The sequence below is a fragment of the Bradyrhizobium sp. Kon10 genome (genome assembly GCF_055807395.1).
Genome location: NZ_JBVVOZ010000019.1, coordinates 18800 through 37806, shown reverse-complemented (window position 1 = coordinate 37806; position 19007 = coordinate 18800). Strand labels below are relative to the sequence as shown.

Sequence of the window (19007 nt, the reverse complement as noted above, 5' to 3'; positions counted from 1 at the left end):
GAATCGGGCTCTTGCTGATGTGACATTCTATGCGGCTTTGCGCCGGTGTCGCAAGCAGCAGCACCACGGCGCTGTGCGCAAACGGTCTGCTTCGAGCCTACGGCAATCACTGCGCTTCCTTCGCGTCGCCCTTGGGCCGCGCACCGGCGAAGATGCGTGCGCCTTCCGCCGTGACAAAGGGCTTCAACGCTTCCCACGGCACGAAAGCGACATATTCGCCCTCGGCGTAGGGCCCGACCGCATAGGGTGGATAGTGGAAGGTGAGGCCGGAACTCTTGCCCGCTTCGGTTGAAGGCGCGAGCGTCACCGCGCCAATCTTGAGCAGGCTCGGCTCGACGCCCTTGAACCATTCGTCGGTCGCGGTCTCGCTGGTCTGGCGCTTCTTCTTCTCGACCCTGAGCGAGGCGATCACGGCCTTCACCATCGCCTTCATGGTCGAACCATTATCTGCGGTCTCGGTGAAGAACGGGCGGATCGAGATACGCTTGTTCTCGGCCTTGTCCCACAGGATCGTGTTCACGTCGGAATTGGGATGGGCGCCGTGGGTGTCCATGTAGTCGTCGCGCAGGATGCTGACATAGCGGTCGGCAACGACGGAGCGGGTCGAATATTTGCGCTCGAAATCCCAACGGCCATTCTCGAAGAACTGCGGATCCTGCCTGCGCGTGGCGGCGGCGTCGGCCGCGTTCTTGTCCAGCCATTTTTTGCCGTCGGCGAGGCAATCCGCCGCCAGCGCCGCGTCCGCCTTGATCTTGTCGTCGAGGAACACGCGGGCCTCGATGTTTTTGTTCTTGATGGCCGCGTCGGGCTTTGGATCGGCGGCGAGCGAAGGAAACGCTATTCCGATCGCGGTGACCGCCGAGAGGATCGCAATCGTACGCAGAAGTCCCGCGCGCGCCGTTGCACGATGGTATCTCACATCAATCTCCAATGAATGTCGGAAGGCGGCGGAATTACTCTGCCGCCTCGCTATGCCCGAGCCGGGCATTCAGCTTGCGGATCAGCTCTTCGGCCGCGTCCGCGATCACCGTGCCCGGCGGGAAAATCGCTTCGGCGCCGGCCGCATAGAGTGCGTTGTAATCCTGCGGCGGCACCACGCCACCGACGATGATCATGATGTCGTCGCGGCCCTGCTTCTTCAGCGCGGCTTTCAATTCCGGCACGGCAGTGAGGTGCGCGGCTGCGAGCGAGGACACGCCGAGGATGTGCACGTCGTTCTCGACCGCTTGTCGCGCGGCCTCGTCGGCGGTGGCAAACAGCGGCCCGATGTCGACGTCGAAGCCGATATCGGCGAACGCCGAGGCAATCACCTTCTGGCCGCGGTCGTGGCCGTCCTGGCCGATTTTTGCGACCAGGATGCGCGGGCGGCGGCCTTCCGCCTCCTCGAAGGCATCGATCAGCGCCTGAACCTTCTCGACCCGGTTGCCCATGGTGGACGCCTCCCGCTTGTAGACGCCGGTGATGGATTTGATCTCGGCGCGGTGCCGGCCGAACACCTTTTCCAGCGCGTCCGAGATTTCGCCGACGGTCGCCTTCGCCCGCGCCGCGTCGATCGCGAGCGCGAGCAGATTGCCGTTGCCTTCCCCGGCCGAGCGCGTCAGCGCCGCGAGCGCGGCATCGACGTCCTTCTGGTTGCGCTCGGACTTCAGCCGCATCAGCTTGTCGATCTGCAGGCGGCGCACATTGGTGTTGTCGACCTTGAGGATGTCGATCGGGGCTTCGTCGGTCGGCTTGTACTTGTTGACGCCGATCACAGCCTGCTTGCCGGTATCGATGCGGGCCTGCGTCTTGGCGGAGGCCTCCTCGATGCGCAGCTTCGGCACGCCGGCCTCGATGGCTTTCGCCATTCCGCCGAGTTCCTCGACCTCCTGGATGTGGCCCCACGCCTTTGCAGCGAGATCGCGGGTCAGCCGCTCGACGTAATACGAGCCGCCCCAGGGGTCGATGATGCGAGTGGTGCCGCTCTCTTGCTGCAGGAACAGCTGCGTGTTGCGGGCAATGCGCGCCGAGAAGTCGGTCGGCAACGCCAGCGCTTCGTCGAGTGCGTTGGTGTGCAGCGATTGCGTATGGCCCTGCGTCGCTGCCATCGCCTCCACCGTCGTGCGCATCACGTTGTTGAACACATCCTGCGCGGTCAGCGACCAGCCCGAGGTCTGGCAATGCGTGCGCAGCGACAGCGAGCGCGGGTCTTTTGGGTTGAACGGCTTCAAGAGCTTCGCCCACAGCAGCCGCGCGGCCCGCATCTTGGCGACTTCCATGAAGAAGTTCATGCCGATCGCCCAAAAGAACGACAGCCGCGGTGCGAAGCGGTCGACGTCGAGCCCGGCGGCAAGGCCGGCGCGCAGATATTCGACGCCGTCGGCGAGCGTGTAGGCGAGCTCGAGGTCCTGCGTCGCGCCGGCCTCCTGCATGTGATAGCCGGAGATCGAGATCGAATTGTACTTCGGCATCTTTTGCGAGGTATAGGCAAAGATATCCGAGATGATCCGCATCGACGGCGCGGGCGGATAGATATAGGTGTTGCGCACCATGAACTCTTTCAGGATGTCGTTCTGAATGGTGCCTGAGAGTTTTTCCGGCGGCACGCCCTGTTCGCCCGCGGCCGCGACGAACAGCGCGAGGATCGGCAGCACCGCGCCGTTCATGGTCATGGACACGCTCATCTGGTCGAGTGGAATCCCCGCAAACAGCGTGCGCATGTCGTAGATGGAATCGATGGCAACGCCGGCCATGCCGACGTCGCCGCCGACGCGCGGATGGTCGCTGTCATAGCCGCGATGGGTGGCGAGATCGAAGGCGACCGAGAGCCCCTTCTGTCCGGCCGCGAGGTTGCGGCGGTAGAACGCGTTGGAATCCTCCGCCGTGGAGAAGCCGGCATATTGCCGGACGGTCCAGGGCTGGTTGACATACATGGTCGGGTAGGGGCCACGCAGGTAAGGCGCGATGCCCGGATAGGTCTCGAGGAAATCGAGCCCGGCAAGATCGGCCTCGCCATACGCAGGCTTCACCAGAATGCCCTCTGGCGTGAGCCACGGCTCGGCGCTGCCGGCTGGCCCGGCGCTGGCGATGCGCTCGAAGGCGACATCTGCGAAATTGGGAATGCGGCTCATTCCTTGGAATCCTCAAACCTGCGATTGCGCTCGACTAGTCTCTGCACATTTTCCTTGTAGACGGGATCATCCATGCGGCTCTTCGTCATCGCACCAGTCCCGAGCCAGAGCAGCCGCGCGAGTCTGACATCCCACTCGATCAACGCATGCAACAACCTTCCGAGCGCCCGCAGCATGTTATAGCCTATCATAGTCGCAGCCTCGACGCGTTGGGCCTCAATCATGATCCGGATGCTGATGGCTGACGATCGTCGCCATCTTCTCCGGTCCGTAATTCTGCTGCGTGGTCTGGCTCGGCAGGTTCGAGATTCCGACCACCCAGCCGAGGCGGGATTCGGTTCCGTATTGCCGCGTCGGCACCAGCCGGTCAGGCCTGTCGAAGGCGCCGGTCATGATCTCGATCCGCTCGCCGTCGATGCGGCCGAAGCTGAGCGGCGTGCCGCAGGCCGCGCAATAGCCGCGCTCCGCGATCGAAGAGGATCGGAACAACGACGGCTGCCCTTTGGTCCAGGCGAAATCCGTCCGGTTGATGTCGGCGAAGGAGGCGAACGGCGAGCCGGTCGCCTTCTGGCACATCCGGCAGTGACAGATCGAAACTTTGTTCGGTGTTGCCGTCAGCACAAAGCGCACAGCGCCGCATTGGCAGCCGCCGGTGAGAACGGGTTTTGCGGTTTCCGTCATGGCTGCTCCATCCGTCGATAGGCGTCCTGCAAGGTTGCAAGCGCATCAACGCCGGCAAAGACAAAGCCCGTGACGCCGGCGGCCCGCAGCGCCGCTTCGGCCTCGCCCGGGCGGCCCGCCAGATAGATATGCCGCGCGCCGGCGGATTGCAGGGCCTTCGCAGCAGCTTCGGCGTGTTCCGTATAGACCTTGTCGCTGGAACAAAGGCAGGCGAACTCGGCACCGGAGGCCTTGAAGGCGGCCGCGAGCTTGGCGGGATCGACAAAACCCTCGCCGTCCACGGCCTGGATGCCGCCGGTCTCGAACAAGCTCTTTGCAAAGGTCGCGCGCGCCGTGAAATCGGCCGGCGTGCCCAAGTTGGCCAGAAACACTTTTGGCCTGGCGCCGCGCGCCTTCAAAGCCGCGTCGGATTTGTCGCGCAAGGCCTCGAACGGTTGGGCCAGCCGGATCGGCGGAAGCGCATCGAATTTGTATTTTGGCTCGCCGTAAGCCGCCAGCGCGATCGGCGTCGCCATCAGCACCGCCGTCTCGCGCTCGTTCAGGTTTGGAAACTCGCTGGCGCCGGTCAGCACTTCGCGGCGCTTTGCTATGTTGGCGTCACGCGCTCTCCGCGTGGCCGCGACCTTGCTCTGGAACAGGCCCTGCTGAAGTGCAGCGAAAGCGCCGCCGGCTGTCTCGCTCTCCTGGAACAGCGCCCAGGCCGCGTCGCACAGCTGCGCGGTCAGCGTCTCGATGCCGCCCGCGCCTGCCGCGGGATCGCTGACCTTAGCGAGGTTGCTCTCTTCCAGAAGCACGGCTTGCGTGTTGCGCGCCACGCGCCGCGCGAACGGATCGGGAAGCCCGAGCGCCAGCGTATGCGGCAGCACGGTGATGGCATCGGCCCCGGCGAGCCCCGCCGCAAAGGTCGCCATGGTCGCGCGCAGCATGTTCACATAGGGGTCGCGCTGCGTTAGCATGCGCCAGGCGGTATCGGCGGCGATGAACAGCGGTTTTGGTGTCAGTCCGCACGCCGTCTCGATGCGCGCCCAGAGCAGCCGCAGTGCGCGGAATTTCGCCATGGTCAGGAACTGATCGGCGTCCGCAGACAGCCGCGCATAGACCATGCCTTGCGCCTGCTCGAGCGGAATCCCGACAGCTTCGATGGCGCGCAAATAGGCCACGCCGCAGGCGAGCACGAAAGCCAGCTCCTGCACTTCCGATCCGCCGGCATCATGAATCACGCGCCCGTCGCTTGCCGCGAACGGTCTCCTGAAGCCGAGCGCGGCGAGCCCCTTGATGGCGCCGCTGACCGCGGGAGCGATCTCCTCCCAGCTATAGGGGCTGTGGCCCCACACCGCGCAGGCCCCGAGCGGATCGAGCCCGAAGCGGATGTCGCAGGCAGAGGGATCGAGACCGTTGCTCTTCACATATTCCGCGATATGGATCGCGGCCATCCGCGATTGCGGGCCGACCTGGAGCTCGATGCCGATTCCCGCATCGAGATGAATGTCCCTCAACGCCTTTGCGACCGCATCGGCCGTCGGTTCCAGGCCAAAGCCGTGGCTGCCATTGCCGCCAGCGAACACCAGCGCGAGCCCCGTGGCGCCGTTCTCCAGATCCTGCAGAGCCTGGGCGTTTGCAGCGACCGCATCAGGATGGTCGATCCGCTGCATGATCTGCCATGGCGCGGCCGCGGGCCGTCCTGCCACCGGCGCGACGCCTTTGGCGCGCGAATAGAGCGGCTCAATCTTGAGGCCGTCATAGGTCTTGCCGACCAGCTTCTCGAACGGCGCGCCCTTCAGCACGCCGTCGACCAGCTTGCGCCAGTCTTCGAGCGTTGCCTTGGGAAAATCGGCCGCCAACGGCAGGTCGTCAGTCACGGAGGTCATGCGGCGAAAGGCTCCCGAACGGCTTGTTGTTCGGCGGCGAAATTGCCACGGCCGGCCGTCCCTGCAAACGGTTGTTTTTGGTTAGCCGGTATTGGGAAGCCGCTCAATCCCTTGCGTCGAGACGCTGGCGAGCCCGTCGCCAACCCGAATGCCGCCAATCACGCGGTCCGGTGCGATCTCGGCGAGCGGCACCAGCACGAAGGGACGCTCAAACAGGCGCGGATGCGGCAAGGTCAGGTCAGGCTTCCGCAAGCCGACATCGTCATAGGCGATCATGTCGAGATCGAGCGTGCGCGGTCCCCAGCGCCGCTCTTTGTCGCGCGTGCGGCCGAATTTCTGCTCGACCTTCTGCATCACGAACAACAGCGCGTGCGGATCGAGGCTGGTCTCGATCTCGATGCAGGCGTTGATGAAGGGATCCTGGTCCTCGTCGCCCCAGGGCGGCGTCCTGTAATCCGATGAGCGCGCGATCAGCGAAGCCTGCGCCATGCCGCAGATATGGGAGACTGCCTTGCCAAACGTCGCGCGGACATCGCCGACATTGCCGCCCAGCGCAATGAGGACGCTCGCCATGTCAGGGATGCCGCGAGCGCGTCAGCACGATGCCGACATCGTCGAAGATCGCCGCGATCGGCGCATGCGGCTTGTGCACGGTGACCTTCACCGCGCGGATGCGCGGGAAGTGCGACAGGATGGCGTCCGCGACCGCGCCGGCCGCGCGCTCCAGCAGCTTGTAGTTGGTGTTCTTGAACGCCGCCGTGGTGGTCGCCACGACGTCGGCGTAGGAGACCGTGTCGGCAAGCCGGTCGCTGCGCGAAGGCTCCGACAGCTCCGTGTAGAGTTCGAGATCGATGACAAAACGCTGGCCGACTTCGGTCTCGTGCTCCATCACGCCATGGCGGGCATGGATCGACAGGCCGGTCACGAAGATCGTATCGGTCATTGCTGGCTCTCGATTGCGTTGGCGACCCGCAGCGCCTGCAAGGTCTCGGCGACGTCATGGGTCCGGATGATTTTTGCACCGCGCTGCGCGGCGATGAGGTGCGCGGCGATCGAGCCGGCCAGCCGTTCTCTCGGCTCTGACGGCGACACCGACGCGATGAAGCGCTTGCGCGAGGCGCCGACCAGCATCGGCAGGCCGAAGATCTCGAATTCGCGCAGCCGCGCCAGCGCAATCATGCTCTGCTCGGCGGTCTTGCCGAAGCCGATGCCGGGATCGAGCACGATTTTCTCCCGCGCGATGCCGGCCTGTGCCGCGATATCGAGCGAGCGCTGAAAGAATGCTTTCATGTCCGCGATGATGTCGACGGCAGGATCGGCGCTGTCACGGTTGTGCATGACGATGACTGGGACGCCTTTATCAGCCACCAGCGGCGCCATTGCGGCGTCGCGTTGCAGTCCCCAGACGTCGTTGGCGATCGCCGCGCCCTGGTCGAGTGCGAACGCCACCACCTCGGCCTTCATGCTGTCGATCGACACCGGCACGCCGAGCGCGACAATCTCGGCCAGCACCGGTTTCAGCCGGGCGAGCTCGTCCGCCGCCGTGACCGGCCGGGCGCCCTTGTAGGGCCGGGTGGACTCGGCGCCGATATCGATGATGTCGACGCCGGCAGCGATCATCGCCTGCGCCCGCACCAGCGCCTGATCGGGCGCGATGAACTCGCCGCCGTCCGAGAACGAATCCGGGGTGACGTTGAGCACCCCCATCACCGCCGGAATCGGCCGGCCCAGGAGCGTCCGCAGCACGTCAGGCCCGGCCGAGCCGGCCGGCGGGACGGATGGGGAGGGCGAGGCGTTCATGCGGCAGGCTTTGCGCGGTCGGGGAGGGGGAGTCAAGACGGGATGCGGCTGCGGATCTTGTCTTCATAGCCTGGATGGAGCGCAGCGAAATCCGGGACCGGCATCGCCCGGCTCTCGAACAACCCCGGATTGCGCTGCGCTCCATCCGGGCTACGGACTTTATCGCGGTCACCCTGTCAGGATGATGGAGAAAGTGAGGGCTTAATACGTAATCTTCGGCGCGAGCTTCTTCGCCTTGGCGATGATGTCGCCGACCGATTTTTCCGAGGGCAGGATGCGGACGAGTTTCCTCTTCTCGTTCGCCTCCCGCATGCTCTGGGCGAGCCGCGCGGGATTGCGATAGGAAAGTTCGCGCACGGTCGTGACGCCGGCGGCACGGACCAGGCCGACCTTGGCCCTGCCCATGCCGGGAATGCGCATGTAGTCGGAGACGTTGGCCCATTCCAGCAGTTGCTGCTCGCTGATGCCGGTCTTGGCCGACAGCGTCTTGCGGCCCTTGGCGGTGCTCGCGGCTTCCAGCAGTGCGCTGGTGGTGCGAATACCCTGGGCCTTCAGCTTGTTTGCGGCAAAGGCCGGCAGGCCCTCAATCTCGGAGATGGGATATGTCATGATACTCAGTATGAAGTGCGAAAGCCTCAGGCGAACTGGCTGAGGCCCGGCGTCCCCGCGATGATCTTGCCCATCTGATCCGCTCCGATTTTGTCTCGGCCGAACCGGAAAAGTTCACGGGCAATGGTTTGAATGTCGGACATGCCAAGTCCCAGGCCCATCAGGCGCGTGCCGACGGCCATCAGTCCGCCGCCCATCAGCCGCGACAGTCCGCCGCCGCTCCTGGAGGCCTCGATGGCAGCATCTGCACCGGGGATATGGTCGATCAGAGCCTGGACGCTGTCGGAAGGACCTTCGCTGCGGAGGAAACCCAGGATAATGCCGACGGTCTTTTCAGCGACAGCACTATCTATGCTGGCGTTTGTCGCCAGCCGCCCGATCAGCTCGTCCATATGGCCGCCCCTCAGCCGGTTCACATGCCGGAGTATTGTTTTCGACAAACGATCTTGAGCCGGTGCGATGTGAAATACAAGCGATGAACGCACGCGGTGTCCGATTCATCTTCAATCGCGCGAAAAGTGTTGCAGCGATGCAAGAGCGGAGAAGGAAACGAATGAAAATTTGCCGCGGTGCGAATGTATCGCTGCGACTTTTGGCGGATAGTCTCGCGTCCGTGCTCCGAGAATGTGACATGTCCGGGGCGTCTTGAACGGTTTCAATCGGCGCACGACATGCGTTAAACTACGGAACTGGTTCGCTTGAATTTCAATACGCGAAACAAGCAGAAAAATAGATAGAGACAGTGATGACGCCACAGGACAACACGCTCGGCGATACCGACGACAAGATCTTCGTCGGCAAGGGAGACGAGCAGGCCTGGCTGACGCTGGCGCTCGCCAATCGCCACGGCCTCGTCACCGGTGCAACCGGAACCGGCAAGACGGTGTCGTTGCAAGTGATGGCGGAAGGATTCGCCCGCGCCGGTGTCCCGGTGTTCGCTGCCGACATCAAGGGCGATCTCTCCGGCATCTCGCAGGTTGGGGAGGCCAAGGATTTCATTGTCAAGCGTGCAAGCGAGATGGCGCTGAAATTCCAGCCCGACCAGTTCTCGACGGTGTTTTGGGACGTGTTCGGCGAGCAGGGTCATCCGGTGCGGGCCACCGTCACCGAGATGGGGCCGCTGCTGCTCGCGCGTATGCTCGATTTGAACGACGTGCAGGAAGGCGTGCTCAACGTCGCCTTCCGCGTCGCCGACGACAACGGTCTTGCCCTGATCGACATGAAGGATCTGCGGGCGTTGCTCGATGCCATCGTGCCCGACAGTGGCAAGAAGGGGCCGGACGCGGCAGAAGATCCGCTGGCATCGATCCGGAAAGCTGCCCAGGGTTTTGGCAACGTCACCAAGGCCACCGTCGGCACCATTCAGCGCCAGCTCCTGGTGCTGGAGAACCAGGGCGGCACAAAGTTCTTCGGCGAGCCCGCGTTGACGCTGAAGGACTTCATGAAGACCGACCGCGACGGCCGCGGCATGGTCAACATCCTCGTCGCCGACAAGCTGATGCAGAGCCCGCGGCTTTACGCCACCTTCCTGCTCTGGATGCTGTCAGAATTGTTCGAGGAGCTGCCCGAGGTCGGCGATCCGGCAAAGCCAAAACTGGTGTTCTTCTTCGACGAGGCGCATCTGCTGTTCAACGATGCGCCGAAAGCGCTGATGGACAAGATCGAGCAGGTGGTCCGCCTGATCCGCTCCAAGGGCGTCGGCGTCTATTTCGTCACCCAAAACCCGATCGACGTGCCCGACCGCGTGCTCGGCCAGATGGGCAACCGGGTGCAGCATGCGCTGCGCGCCTTCACCCCGCGCGATCAGAAGGCTGTCGCCGCCGCGGCCCAGACCTTCCGGCCCAACCCGAAGCTGGATACCGCCAAGGTGATCATGGAGCTCGGCAAGGGCGAGGCGCTGGTGTCCTTCCTCGAAGGCAACGGCACGCCGGCGATGGTCGAGCGGGTGATGATCCGCCCGCCATCGGCCCGCATCGGGCCGATCACGCCGGAGGAGCGCAAGGCGATCATGGATGCGAGCCCGGTCAAGGGCAAATACGACACCGCGATTGATTCCGAGTCCGCCTACGAGATTATCCAGAAGCGCATCGCCGGCACGGCGGCGCCGGCCGACGGCGCCGCGGGCGGGAGCGGTGGCGGCATCCTCGGCCAGATCGGCTCGATCGTCGGCACCATCTTCGGCACCAACACCGGACGCAATCGGCTGACGACCGGCCAGCGCATCGCGCGCGACGTCACGCGCACGGTCACCGGCAAGGTGGTCGGCGGCGTCGTGGCCGATCTCGGTAAATCGGTCGGTGGCCAGCTTGGCGGCTCGGTCGGCCGCGCGCTGGTCCGCGGCGCGCTCGGTGGACTGCTGCGAAGGTAGGCAGAATGACGCGTTTGGGGCCATCCATCCCCGACCTCGCTCCGCTTCTGTCTGCGGAGCTTCAGCGAAGGCAGATGCGCAGGAGCTGGAGTTCGCGGCAGCTACAAAATCGGGTGAAGGGGGCTCTCCAAGCCTCCGCCGGTCTGCTAGGTGCTAGGTTCCCCAGACTGGACCGCATGTGACCTTGCCCAACTCCTCACCCAACCCCGGCGCGCTCAGACCCCTCTCGCTGCGCGCGCCGCTCGATCTCCTCTTCCTGCTCTGCTGCGTCATCCTCATGGCCGATGTCCTCGGTCCCGAGATCTTCGGCCACGGCAAGTCCAAGGATTACGGTCTGTGGTACTGGGCCGGGCAGCAGGTCTTGCAGGGCAGGCCGCTCTATCCCAGCGATGTCGGCGAATATTTCGAGTTCATCTATCCGCCGCTGCCGGCGATTCTGCTCGCGATCCCGAGCTGGTTCGGCAAGATCCCGCTCTACGTCGTGCTGTCGATCCTGAATATGGTGGCGTGGTGGTACACGGGGATCCTATCCAATGCGATGACCGGATCGGACCGCAGACCGGGCCCCTGGCTGGAAGCGCTGCCGGCCCTCGTGACCGTGACCTTCGTGTTCGACATGTTCGACCTCGGCCAGCCGAACCTCGTGCTGCTTGCGATGATGCTCTCCGGCTTCTGGAGTTTGCAGCGTCGGTGGTCCTGGCTCGCAGGCTTCATGTTTGCGCTCGCCACCGCCATCAAGGTGTTTCCCATCGCGGTGCTGCCCTATCTGGTGTGGCGGCGGCAGTGGGCAGCCGTCCTCAGCGTGGCCGCCTTCATCGGCATCCTTCTCTACGTCGTACCCGCGCCCATTCGCGGCTTCGAGCGCAACGCGGCCGAGCTGAAGACCTGGTACCAGGGCATGATCGGATCGAGCTCGGAGAAGGGCTTCGGACAGCGCGACGAGCAGAACTGGTCATGGGTCAACCAGTCCGTCATCGCCGTGACGCACCGGCTGGTCCGGCCGTTGAACTACAATCAGGACGATCCCAACAAGCCGCCGCGCACGATGAATGTCATCGACGTCGACTACAAGACGGCGAACTGGATCGTGCTCGCGGTGTCGGCCTTGCTCGGGCTTGGCTTCGTCGCGGTGATGCCGCAGCAAGCGCGGCGAACGGCGCGATCTGACGCCGAGGAGCTCGGCATTCTGTTCTGCCTGATGACGGTGGCCTCGCCGTTGGCGCGGCAATACTACTTCATGTGGCTGTTCTTCCCGCTGACGGTGCTGACGCATCGCGCCGCCTTCGACGAACGGGCCAAGGTCCGGTTGGGAACCTGGCTTGCCCTCGGCGCCGCCGGCATTCTCATGCTGCTGTCGCTGCCGCCGTTTCCCAACGTCATCCAGGCCTGGGGCAATAATCTCATGGCCACGGCGGTCCTCGCAGGTAGCCTCGCCTGGCACATCCGGCATCCGCCGGTTGCGGCTGGCTCCGACGCCGCGGCGAAGCTAAAACTCAAGGCGTCTTGAAACTCAAGCCATCCTGGAACTTAAAGCCCTCTTGAGACCAACAGTCAGGGAATACGACCATGGCCAATGCTCAGCTTCAATCCGTGCTCGACCATATCGACAAGGAGTTCGATAACAGCCTGGAGCGTCTGTTCTCGTTGTTGCGGATCAAGTCGATTTCCGCCGATCCCGCTTTCGCTGCCGACTGCAAGGCGGCCGCCGAGCACCTCGCCAAGGACATCGCGAGCCTCGGCGTCGCGACCGAGGTGAGGCCGACCGCCGGCCATCCTGCCGTCGTCGGAAAGAGCAAGACGGGCGGACGACCGCACGTGCTGTTCTACGGCCACTACGACGTGCAGCCGGTTGATCCGCTCGATCTCTGGCATCGCCCGCCGTTCGAGCCTGTCGTCACCGATCACGCCGACGGCCGCAAGATCATCGTCGCGCGTGGCGCCGAGGACGACAAGGGCCAGGTGATGACCTTCGTCGAGGCCTGCCGTGCCTGGAAGGCGGTGACGGGCTCGCTGCCGATCGACGTCACCTTCCTGATCGAAGGCGAGGAGGAAGTCGGCTCAAAGAATTTCGTGCCGTTCGTCGAAGCCAACAAGGACGAGTTCAAGGCCGACTACGTGCTGGTCTGCGACACCGGCATGTGGGACCGCGACACGCCGGCGATCACGACGTCGCTGCGCGGCCTCCTCTACGAAGAGGTGAAGATTACCGCCGCCAATCGCGACCTGCATTCCGGCGTGTTCGGCGGCACCGCGATGAACCCGATCCGGGTGTTGACCAAAATTCTCGGCGGGCTGTTCGACGATGACAACCACATCACCATTCCAGGGTTCTATGACGGCGTGAAGGACGCACCGCCGGAGATCCTGGCGCAGTGGAAGAAGCTCGACTTCACGCCGGAGACGTTCCTCAACCCGGTCGGGCTGTCGATTCCGGCCGGCGAGAAGGGCCGGCTCCTGGTCGAGCAGGCCTCCACGCGTCCGACCTGCGACGTCAACGGCATCTGGGGCGGCTATATCGGCGAAGGCTCAAAGACGGTGATCCCGTCGCACGCCTCGGCCAAGGTCTCATTCCGCCTGGTCCAGGGACAGGATCCCGCCAAGATCCGCAAGGCGTTTCGCGATTACGTGTCGGCGCGGATACCCGGGGACTGCAAGGTCGAGTTCGGCGACCATTCCGCCGGGCCCGCCATCGCGCTCGACTGGAACATGAAGCCGCTCGCCGCCGCCAAGACCGCGCTGACCGAGGAATGGGGCAAGGAGACCGTGCTGATGGGCTCGGGCGCCTCGATCCCGATCGTCGCCGACTTCAAGCGCGCGCTTGGCCTCGATTCGCTGCTGGTCGGCTTCGGGCTCGACGACGACAACATCCATTCGCCGAACGAGAAGTACGATCTCAAGAGCTTCCAGAAGGGCATTCGCTCCTGGGCCCGCATCTTGGCGGCATTGGCCGAGGTGAAGTAGAGGCACTCTGCTGCAGGGTGGGCAAAGGCGCGCTCTTCACGCGCCGTGCCCACCATCCATCTGAGGCTTCTTCGCAATGACGGCAGCACCAAACAAAAACGCCGCCCGGAATTGGGCGGCGTTTCATTCCAAAACGTGCAGAGGGTGTTGAGACCTACCCTACACGAAATCCCGGAAAACTCAAGATCGGTAACCCGGCAGCTCGCGATCGAGCTTGCGCAGCAGCGGCGGCCACACCAGGTTGGTGGCGCGCAGCTCGGCGCGGTCGCGGTTGGCGAGCAGCTCGGTGTTCTTGTCGATCGCGATGTCGTCGACGGGATAGACCGGCGTGCCCAGCGCGCGCGTGCGCACCTGCATCGAGCAGGCGCGCTCGAGGTGATACATGCGCTCGAACGCGGAGGCGACCGAACGGCCGACCGTCAGCGTGCCATGGTTGCGCAGCAGCATGTGATTATGGTCGCCGAGGTCGTTCTGAAGCCGCGGCCGCTCTTCGTGATCGAGCGCAATGCCTTCATAGTCGTGATAGGCGAGGTCGTGGGTGACGAGCTGCGCGGTCTGGTTCAGCGGCAACAGGCCTTCGGCGCTGCTCGAGACCGCGGTGCCGTCGAGCGTGTGGAGATGCAGCACGCAGATCGCGTCCTCGCGCACCTCGTGGATCGCCGAGTGAATGGTAAAGCCGGCCGGGTTGATGCTGTACTCGCTCTCGCTGAGCTGGTTGCCGTGAAGATCGACCTTCACCAGGCTCGATGCCGTGATCTCGTCGAACATCAGCCCGTAGGGGTTGATGAGGAAGTGATGGTCGGGGCCGGGCACGCGCGCGGAGATGTGGGTGTCGACCAGATCATCCCAGCCATAGAGCGCGACCAGGCGATAGCAGGCGGCGAGATTGACCCGTTGCTGCCACTCGGCCTCCGTCATGTTCGACGGCACTTCCTTCAGGCGGGCTTCCGCTGGTGACATGGCAAATTTCTCCGAACCTCGTTGTCGCGGGGAGGGAGCCTAGTCTTGGGTGAGGTCGGCGGCAAGGCGGTCAAATCGCAGCAGCCAAGCGTAGCCCGCATGGAGCGAAGCGGAATGCGGGAGGCTTCACCAAAGGTCTCGGATTTCGCTTCGCTCCATGCGGGCTACAAGGAGAACAATCCTACGGCGCCGGGATCGACAGCAGGCTGGAAATGCTGCGGCCGCGGATGTCGTAGACGCGGGCGAACACCACGTCGTCGCGCTTGATCTCGACGAGCACCGGCGCGGTGAGGCCCTTGCAGTAGAATTCGCCGAGCGTCATCGCGAAATCCGCTGCATTGGAATCCCAGCCGATGGTGAAGTCGGGGCCGAGCGCGACCTGGGCCGGACGCTGCGGACCGCAGACCGCGACCTTCCATTTGCGATTGCGCGGCGGCACTTCCTGGCGCTCGATCAGCTGCTCGCGCAGTTCGTCGGAGGCCTGCTTCAGCGCGAGGCCCCAATAGTCCAGCATGAAGCGGTCGTCGGCGGCACGCACCGTGCCGGCGATATGGTTGAAGTGGGTGTATTGATACGGATGCAGCCGGATCATTTCAGCCAGCGGCAGCGCCAAGCCGAAGCAGAAGGTGGCAAGCACGACCGGTTGCCAGGCGCGATGATTGGCGCGCAGGCGTTCCATGGCCCAGGCAAACGCAACGCCGCCGAGCACCGCCATCGGCGGAATGACGAAGACGAAATGGCGGATGCCGTTGTAGAGCGCGGGCCGCTTCACCATCGCGATCGCGAGCGGCAGGGTCGCCGCCAGCGTCAGCATGAGGAGGATGGTCTTGCGGCGGGCGGGAACCTCGCGGCGCGGCAGCAGGGCGAAGGTGCCGATCACGGCGCCAGCCGTGAGCACCAGCATCACTTCGGGCAGCTGAAGCGCGAACAGCGTCGGCAGGTACGACCAGGGCATATCCGGCACGGACACGATGGCGCCGTCGAACATCTCCTTCCACGGCTTTTCGAAAAAGTGCGAGAAGTAGGTCAAAGCCTCGAACGGATTACCGGGCTGCATGATCGACCAGGGCCAGATCAGGCCCATCACGAGATAGCCGAGCAGAAGCCCGGGCAGCAGCACATAGACGACATGGGCGAAACGACGCACCGCCTCGCGGACGCCCTCGTTGCGCAGTTCCTCCAGGAACAGCGGCACGAAGCCGACCATGGCGTAGACCAGCGCGAGCCCACCGAGAATGCGCGAACCGATCGACAGCCCGGCGCCCAGGCCGACGATCAGGATCGTGCGCGGCGAGGGTTTTGGATATTCTTCCATAAGCCGGACCAAGCCCAGCATCAGGATGATCATCGCCACCGCGAAAGGCGCATCCTTCGGGTTCATGAACATGTGGCCGTAGAAGATCGGGCAGAGCGCGAGCAGCAAGAGTGAGGCGAGCCCGGCAAGCGGTCCGGCGATGCGGCGGCCGAGCCGCCATGTCACCGCAAGCCCGATCACGCCGACAATCGCGCCGAGCAGACGGCGCGTCTCGAACAGCTCGAGCGGGAGCACCTTATGCAGCAGGGCCGCGATCATATCGAAGCCGCCGCCATACATGTAAAGGTTGGCGAAGGAGAGCGCGGCGGTGTCCCTGAAGCCGGAACCGAACATGCGCAGCAGCAGGTCGGCGTATTCGGCGTGGGTGTAATCGTCCCAGCCGAGCCCGTAGTCGCGGAAGGTCAGGCCTGCGATGACGGCGACCGCAGCCAGCACCAGCATGGCGAGGTCGTCGCAAGTCCGTTCAACCGAGCGCCCGAGAGGCGTGTCGATCGACGAAGTCATGATGGATGTCATGGCTATTGGTGACCCGGAATGCCCTCTCGGCCCCGCTGGTGCGCGCGGGCCTCAACCCCGGAATCCCTATAGCGCAGTTCCACTACCAAGTAATTGGGCATTATGGCTAAATTCCTGATGCGACGCAGCAATTCCAGAACTTGGGGTCCATGACAGTTAGCGGGCGGGAGCTGAAGGGAATGTGAATAAGTCTCTGATATCCCTCTCTTAGGAACAGCGCCCGCAATTGGCCGTTGGCGAGGAACCCAGTATGACGGTATCGTGGCGTAACGGGTGTTGCGCGTGGATGCGCGGCCGGGGGTGAGTTCGATGATGTTGGCATTGCTGATCGCAGGGATCTTCGCCGTGGTGGCGGGTCTCGTTGCGGTCCTTTTTGGCTACACCATCAGGGATTTCAGCCTCGGCAGTACGCTCATAATCTCCGGCACGATCGGCGTCTGCTCCGGATTGTTACTGGCCGGCCTCTATGTCGTGGCCGCGGAACTGAAGGGAATTGCTCGGCGACTGGCCGGATCGATGGTGGCGTCCGAGGTTCGGGTGAGGCCCGTGCTGCCGCCAGGCATTGCGGCGCCCGCTGCGCCTGCAGCTGCGACTGAGCCCGCTCCGGCGATGAGGGCCGAGCCGCCGCCAACGCCCGCCGCGCCGCCCTGGCAGGGCGAAGCGCCCGCGCGCGACCGCCCGCGCCTCGAAACGCCGCAAGCACCGGAACCACCGGAACCACCGGAAACGCCTCCGCCGGCGGCTCCGGAAGCACCGCGCCGGCGCAACCTGCTGTTCGCCTCGAGCTCGCGCAAGGAGCGCGAGCGTGCCGAGGCGAAGACTGCCGAGGGGCCGCCGCCACTTCACGCCGAGCCCGCGATGCCTGCTGCGCCCGACGCACCGCCTGCGAGCTTCGACGACGCCTGGCCCAAGCCGGACCGGATGCGACCGCCCGACCCAGCCGTGGCGCGCCGCCCGCCGCCGCGCCCACCGTCGAGCTTCGAGCCCGCCGCACCTCAGCCTGCACCCGAAGCCCCGCCTGCCGAGCAGCCGCCGGTCACGGTGCTCAAATCCGGCGTGGTCGACGGCATGGCCTATTCACTCTATTCCGATGGTTCGATCGAGGCGCAGATGCCGGAGGGCCTGATGCGCTTTGCCTCGATTGACGAACTACGCGCCCATCTCGACCAGCGGTCTTGAAGACTGGCGCAATCAAGTCATACGTCACCGTTGTTGTCGCGACGCTAGTAATCGGCTCATCTTGGCCAGTCGTCGCATTTCAGCCAACGTATTGTTGACACAAAATACTTCACCGTCGCCAATGCCATGCGACGGAGCCAAATTGGAAAGAGGTCGCGCCCATGTCGGACGCCGCGGGCAAGAATTTCATCGAGCTGACGGCGAGCATCGTCTCGGCCTATCTCAGCAACAACCCGACGCCGGCCGCCGAGATTCCGAACCTGATCAGCCAGGTCCATGGCGCCTTGACGCGGGTGTCGGCGGGCCGGGTCGAGGCGCCCCTCGAGCCGGCAAAACCCGCGGTCTCGCTGAAGAAGTCGATCGCGCCAGATTATCTGGTGTGCCTGGAGGACGGCAAGCGCTTCAAGTCGCTGAAGCGCCATCTGCGCACCCAGTACAACATGACGCCCGAGCAATATCGCGAGAAATGGAGCCTGCCGGCCGACTATCCCATGGTCGCCCCGAATTATGCGGTGGCGCGCTCGCAACTGGCGAAGAAAATGGGATTGGGACAGCAGCAGCGGAAGAAGGGAAAGTAGAGCCGCTTGCTCCGCCCTCGTCCTGAGGAGCCCGCAACGTGGGCGTCTCGAAGGATGGCTGCGCGCGAGAGCGGGGCTTTCATGGTTCGAGACGCGCGTTTCGCGCTCCTCACCATGAGGGTCTTTCTCTCACGAAGCTTCCGCGAGCGCCTCTTTTGCGTCCGTCTTGATGCGTTCGACCATCGAGCGCAGGCCATTGGAGCGCTGCGGCGTCAGATGGTCGCGAAAGCCGAACTCGTCGAACACGGCGATCGCGTCGGTGGCCAGGATCTCCTGCGACGTACGGCCGGAATAGAGCGAGAGCACGATCGCGACCAGCCCGCGCACGATGTGGGCGTCGCTGTCACCAAGGTACTTCACGCGCGGTGCGTCGCCGCTGCGATCGATTTGCTTGGAGAGCCAGACCTGGCTGACGCAGCCATTCACCTTGTTCGCGGCGGAGTGTTCCGCCTCGGGCATCGGTTCAAGGGTTCGGCCGAGCTCGATGACGTACCGGTAGCGGTCGTCCCAGTCTTCGAGAAGCTCAAAATTGTCCCTAATCTGGTCAATCGTTGTCATTGATGGCCCGTGTTCCCGTTCAGGCCAATATAGGGACGCGAAGCCCTAAAATCGATAGGATTTCAGCCCTAATTCGCGATTTGCGGGCCGTGCCACTCCAGCGCGAGGTCGTCCTGGGTCAGGGTGTCGCGCGGCGCCTCGCTTGTGGCGGTGTCACCTTCACCGGCGTCGATCGAGCCGGTGTGATCGGGCGCCTTCTTCCCGTTCTTCTCGTTGGTGATCTGCTCTTTCTTGTCGTTGATGATCTGATAGATCTTCTTTGCGCCGTCCTGGGCGCGCTGTCCGATGATGGTCGCGGCCTGTCCGCCGACCTCGCAGGCCGTCGGCTGGCGCTTGCAGAATTGAGTCATGTCGGACACGGCCGCGGTCGCGGCCTGCACCGCGTCGGCAGCGCCGATCTGCGGCATCTTGTCCGATTCGGGCGTCTTGTCCCGCGGCAGGAGCACCAGCACCAGCCCGAGCCAGAATGTGATGCGAAGCAGAAAGCGCATCTTGCGACCTGTA

At 64.2% G+C, this 19007-nt stretch carries 19 protein-coding genes; 5 read left to right on the top strand and 14 right to left on the bottom strand.

Annotation, left to right across the window (positions count from 1 at the left end):
• Nucleotides 1-106: 106 nt before the first annotated feature.
• The 10 genes from AC0L2O_RS24240 to AC0L2O_RS24195 all read right to left on the bottom strand — a co-directional run bounded on the left by AC0L2O_RS24240 (nucleotide 107) and on the right by AC0L2O_RS24195 (nucleotide 8460).
• Nucleotides 107-883 (bottom strand): RsiV family protein, encoded by a 777-nt coding sequence (locus AC0L2O_RS24240; RefSeq protein WP_473371516.1) that lies wholly within the window; start codon nucleotides 881-883, stop codon nucleotides 107-109.
• A gap of 70 nt (nucleotides 884-953) precedes the next feature.
• Nucleotides 954-3110 carry a methylmalonyl-CoA mutase gene (gene scpA, locus AC0L2O_RS24235; RefSeq protein WP_473371467.1) on the bottom strand — a complete coding sequence of 719 codons (2157 nt, stop codon included), beginning with the start codon at nucleotides 3108-3110 and terminating at the stop codon, nucleotides 954-956.
• The gene (locus AC0L2O_RS24230; protein ID WP_369725188.1) at nucleotides 3107-3334 is read right to left on the bottom strand and encodes a hypothetical protein; all 228 of its coding nucleotides are present in this window, start codon (nucleotides 3332-3334) and stop codon (nucleotides 3107-3109) included. Before AC0L2O_RS24230 ends, scpA begins: the two co-directional genes overlap by 4 nt.
• A complete protein-coding gene (locus AC0L2O_RS24225) occupies nucleotides 3327-3791 on the bottom strand; it encodes a GFA family protein (RefSeq protein ID WP_473371466.1) in 465 nt (154 codons plus the stop codon). Before AC0L2O_RS24225 ends, AC0L2O_RS24230 begins: the two co-directional genes overlap by 8 nt.
• Nucleotides 3788-5659 carry a methylmalonyl-CoA mutase family protein gene (locus AC0L2O_RS24220; protein WP_473371465.1) on the bottom strand — a complete coding sequence of 624 codons (1872 nt, stop codon included), beginning with the start codon at nucleotides 5657-5659 and terminating at the stop codon, nucleotides 3788-3790. Before AC0L2O_RS24220 ends, AC0L2O_RS24225 begins: the two co-directional genes overlap by 4 nt.
• 81 nt (nucleotides 5660-5740) lie before the next feature.
• Nucleotides 5741-6232: a 2-amino-4-hydroxy-6-hydroxymethyldihydropteridine diphosphokinase gene (gene folK / locus AC0L2O_RS24215; RefSeq protein WP_409189488.1), complete on the bottom strand. Its 492-nt coding sequence runs from the start codon at nucleotides 6230-6232 to the stop codon at nucleotides 5741-5743.
• 1 nt (nucleotide 6233) lies between these two features.
• Nucleotides 6234-6602, bottom strand: coding sequence for a dihydroneopterin aldolase (folB, locus tag AC0L2O_RS24210; protein WP_369725180.1), 369 nt, complete (start codon nucleotides 6600-6602; stop codon nucleotides 6234-6236).
• On the bottom strand, nucleotides 6599-7459 hold the full coding sequence (gene folP, locus AC0L2O_RS24205; protein WP_473371464.1) for a dihydropteroate synthase: 861 nt from the start codon (nucleotides 7457-7459) through the stop codon (nucleotides 6599-6601). The genes folB and folP overlap by 4 nt, the downstream gene beginning before the upstream one ends.
• A gap of 201 nt (nucleotides 7460-7660) precedes the next feature.
• The gene (locus tag AC0L2O_RS24200) at nucleotides 7661-8068 is read right to left on the bottom strand and encodes a DUF4332 domain-containing protein (RefSeq protein ID WP_369725177.1); all 408 of its coding nucleotides are present in this window, start codon (nucleotides 8066-8068) and stop codon (nucleotides 7661-7663) included.
• Between the two features lie 26 nt (nucleotides 8069-8094).
• Nucleotides 8095-8460: a DUF2267 domain-containing protein gene (locus tag AC0L2O_RS24195; RefSeq protein ID WP_473371463.1), complete on the bottom strand. Its 366-nt coding sequence runs from the start codon at nucleotides 8458-8460 to the stop codon at nucleotides 8095-8097.
• 353 nt (nucleotides 8461-8813) lie between these two features.
• Here AC0L2O_RS24195 and AC0L2O_RS24190 point away from each other — a divergent pair, with 353 nt between their 5' ends.
• The 3 genes from AC0L2O_RS24190 to AC0L2O_RS24180 all read left to right on the top strand — a co-directional run bounded on the left by AC0L2O_RS24190 (nucleotide 8814) and on the right by AC0L2O_RS24180 (nucleotide 13397).
• On the top strand, nucleotides 8814-10436 hold the full coding sequence (locus AC0L2O_RS24190) for a helicase HerA-like domain-containing protein (protein WP_473371462.1): 1623 nt from the start codon (nucleotides 8814-8816) through the stop codon (nucleotides 10434-10436).
• Nucleotides 10437-10713: 277 nt separating this feature from the next.
• On the top strand, nucleotides 10714-11943 hold the full coding sequence (locus AC0L2O_RS24185) for a glycosyltransferase family 87 protein (RefSeq protein WP_473371515.1): 1230 nt from the start codon (nucleotides 10714-10716) through the stop codon (nucleotides 11941-11943).
• 59 nt (nucleotides 11944-12002) lie between these two features.
• The gene (locus AC0L2O_RS24180) at nucleotides 12003-13397 is read left to right on the top strand and encodes a M20/M25/M40 family metallo-hydrolase (protein ID WP_473371461.1); all 1395 of its coding nucleotides are present in this window, start codon (nucleotides 12003-12005) and stop codon (nucleotides 13395-13397) included.
• Between the two features lie 180 nt (nucleotides 13398-13577).
• Here the strand turns inward: AC0L2O_RS24180 and AC0L2O_RS24175 are convergent, their stop codons facing one another.
• Complete coding sequence (locus AC0L2O_RS24175; protein ID WP_369725170.1) at nucleotides 13578-14357, bottom strand: class II aldolase/adducin family protein; 780 nt, start codon at nucleotides 14355-14357, stop codon at nucleotides 13578-13580.
• Nucleotides 14358-14538: 181 nt separating this feature from the next.
• Nucleotides 14539-16188 (bottom strand): ArnT family glycosyltransferase, encoded by a 1650-nt coding sequence (locus tag AC0L2O_RS24170; protein WP_473371460.1) that lies wholly within the window; start codon nucleotides 16186-16188, stop codon nucleotides 14539-14541.
• 309 nt (nucleotides 16189-16497) lie between these two features.
• On the opposite strand from AC0L2O_RS24170, the gene AC0L2O_RS24165 reads away from it, so the two are divergent.
• Nucleotides 16498-17367 carry a DUF308 domain-containing protein gene (locus AC0L2O_RS24165; RefSeq protein ID WP_473371459.1) on the top strand — a complete coding sequence of 290 codons (870 nt, stop codon included), beginning with the start codon at nucleotides 16498-16500 and terminating at the stop codon, nucleotides 17365-17367.
• A gap of 161 nt (nucleotides 17368-17528) precedes the next feature.
• Nucleotides 17529-17945: a Ros/MucR family transcriptional regulator gene (locus tag AC0L2O_RS24160; protein ID WP_409189480.1), complete on the top strand. Its 417-nt coding sequence runs from the start codon at nucleotides 17529-17531 to the stop codon at nucleotides 17943-17945.
• A gap of 129 nt (nucleotides 17946-18074) precedes the next feature.
• Here the strand turns inward: AC0L2O_RS24160 and AC0L2O_RS24155 are convergent, their stop codons facing one another.
• Both AC0L2O_RS24155 and AC0L2O_RS24150 read right to left on the bottom strand, forming a co-directional pair.
• On the bottom strand, nucleotides 18075-18503 hold the full coding sequence (locus AC0L2O_RS24155) for a SufE family protein (protein ID WP_473371458.1): 429 nt from the start codon (nucleotides 18501-18503) through the stop codon (nucleotides 18075-18077).
• 68 nt (nucleotides 18504-18571) lie between these two features.
• Nucleotides 18572-18994: a DUF5330 domain-containing protein gene (locus AC0L2O_RS24150; RefSeq protein WP_369725133.1), complete on the bottom strand. Its 423-nt coding sequence runs from the start codon at nucleotides 18992-18994 to the stop codon at nucleotides 18572-18574.
• Between the last annotated feature and the right edge of the window lie 13 nt (nucleotides 18995-19007).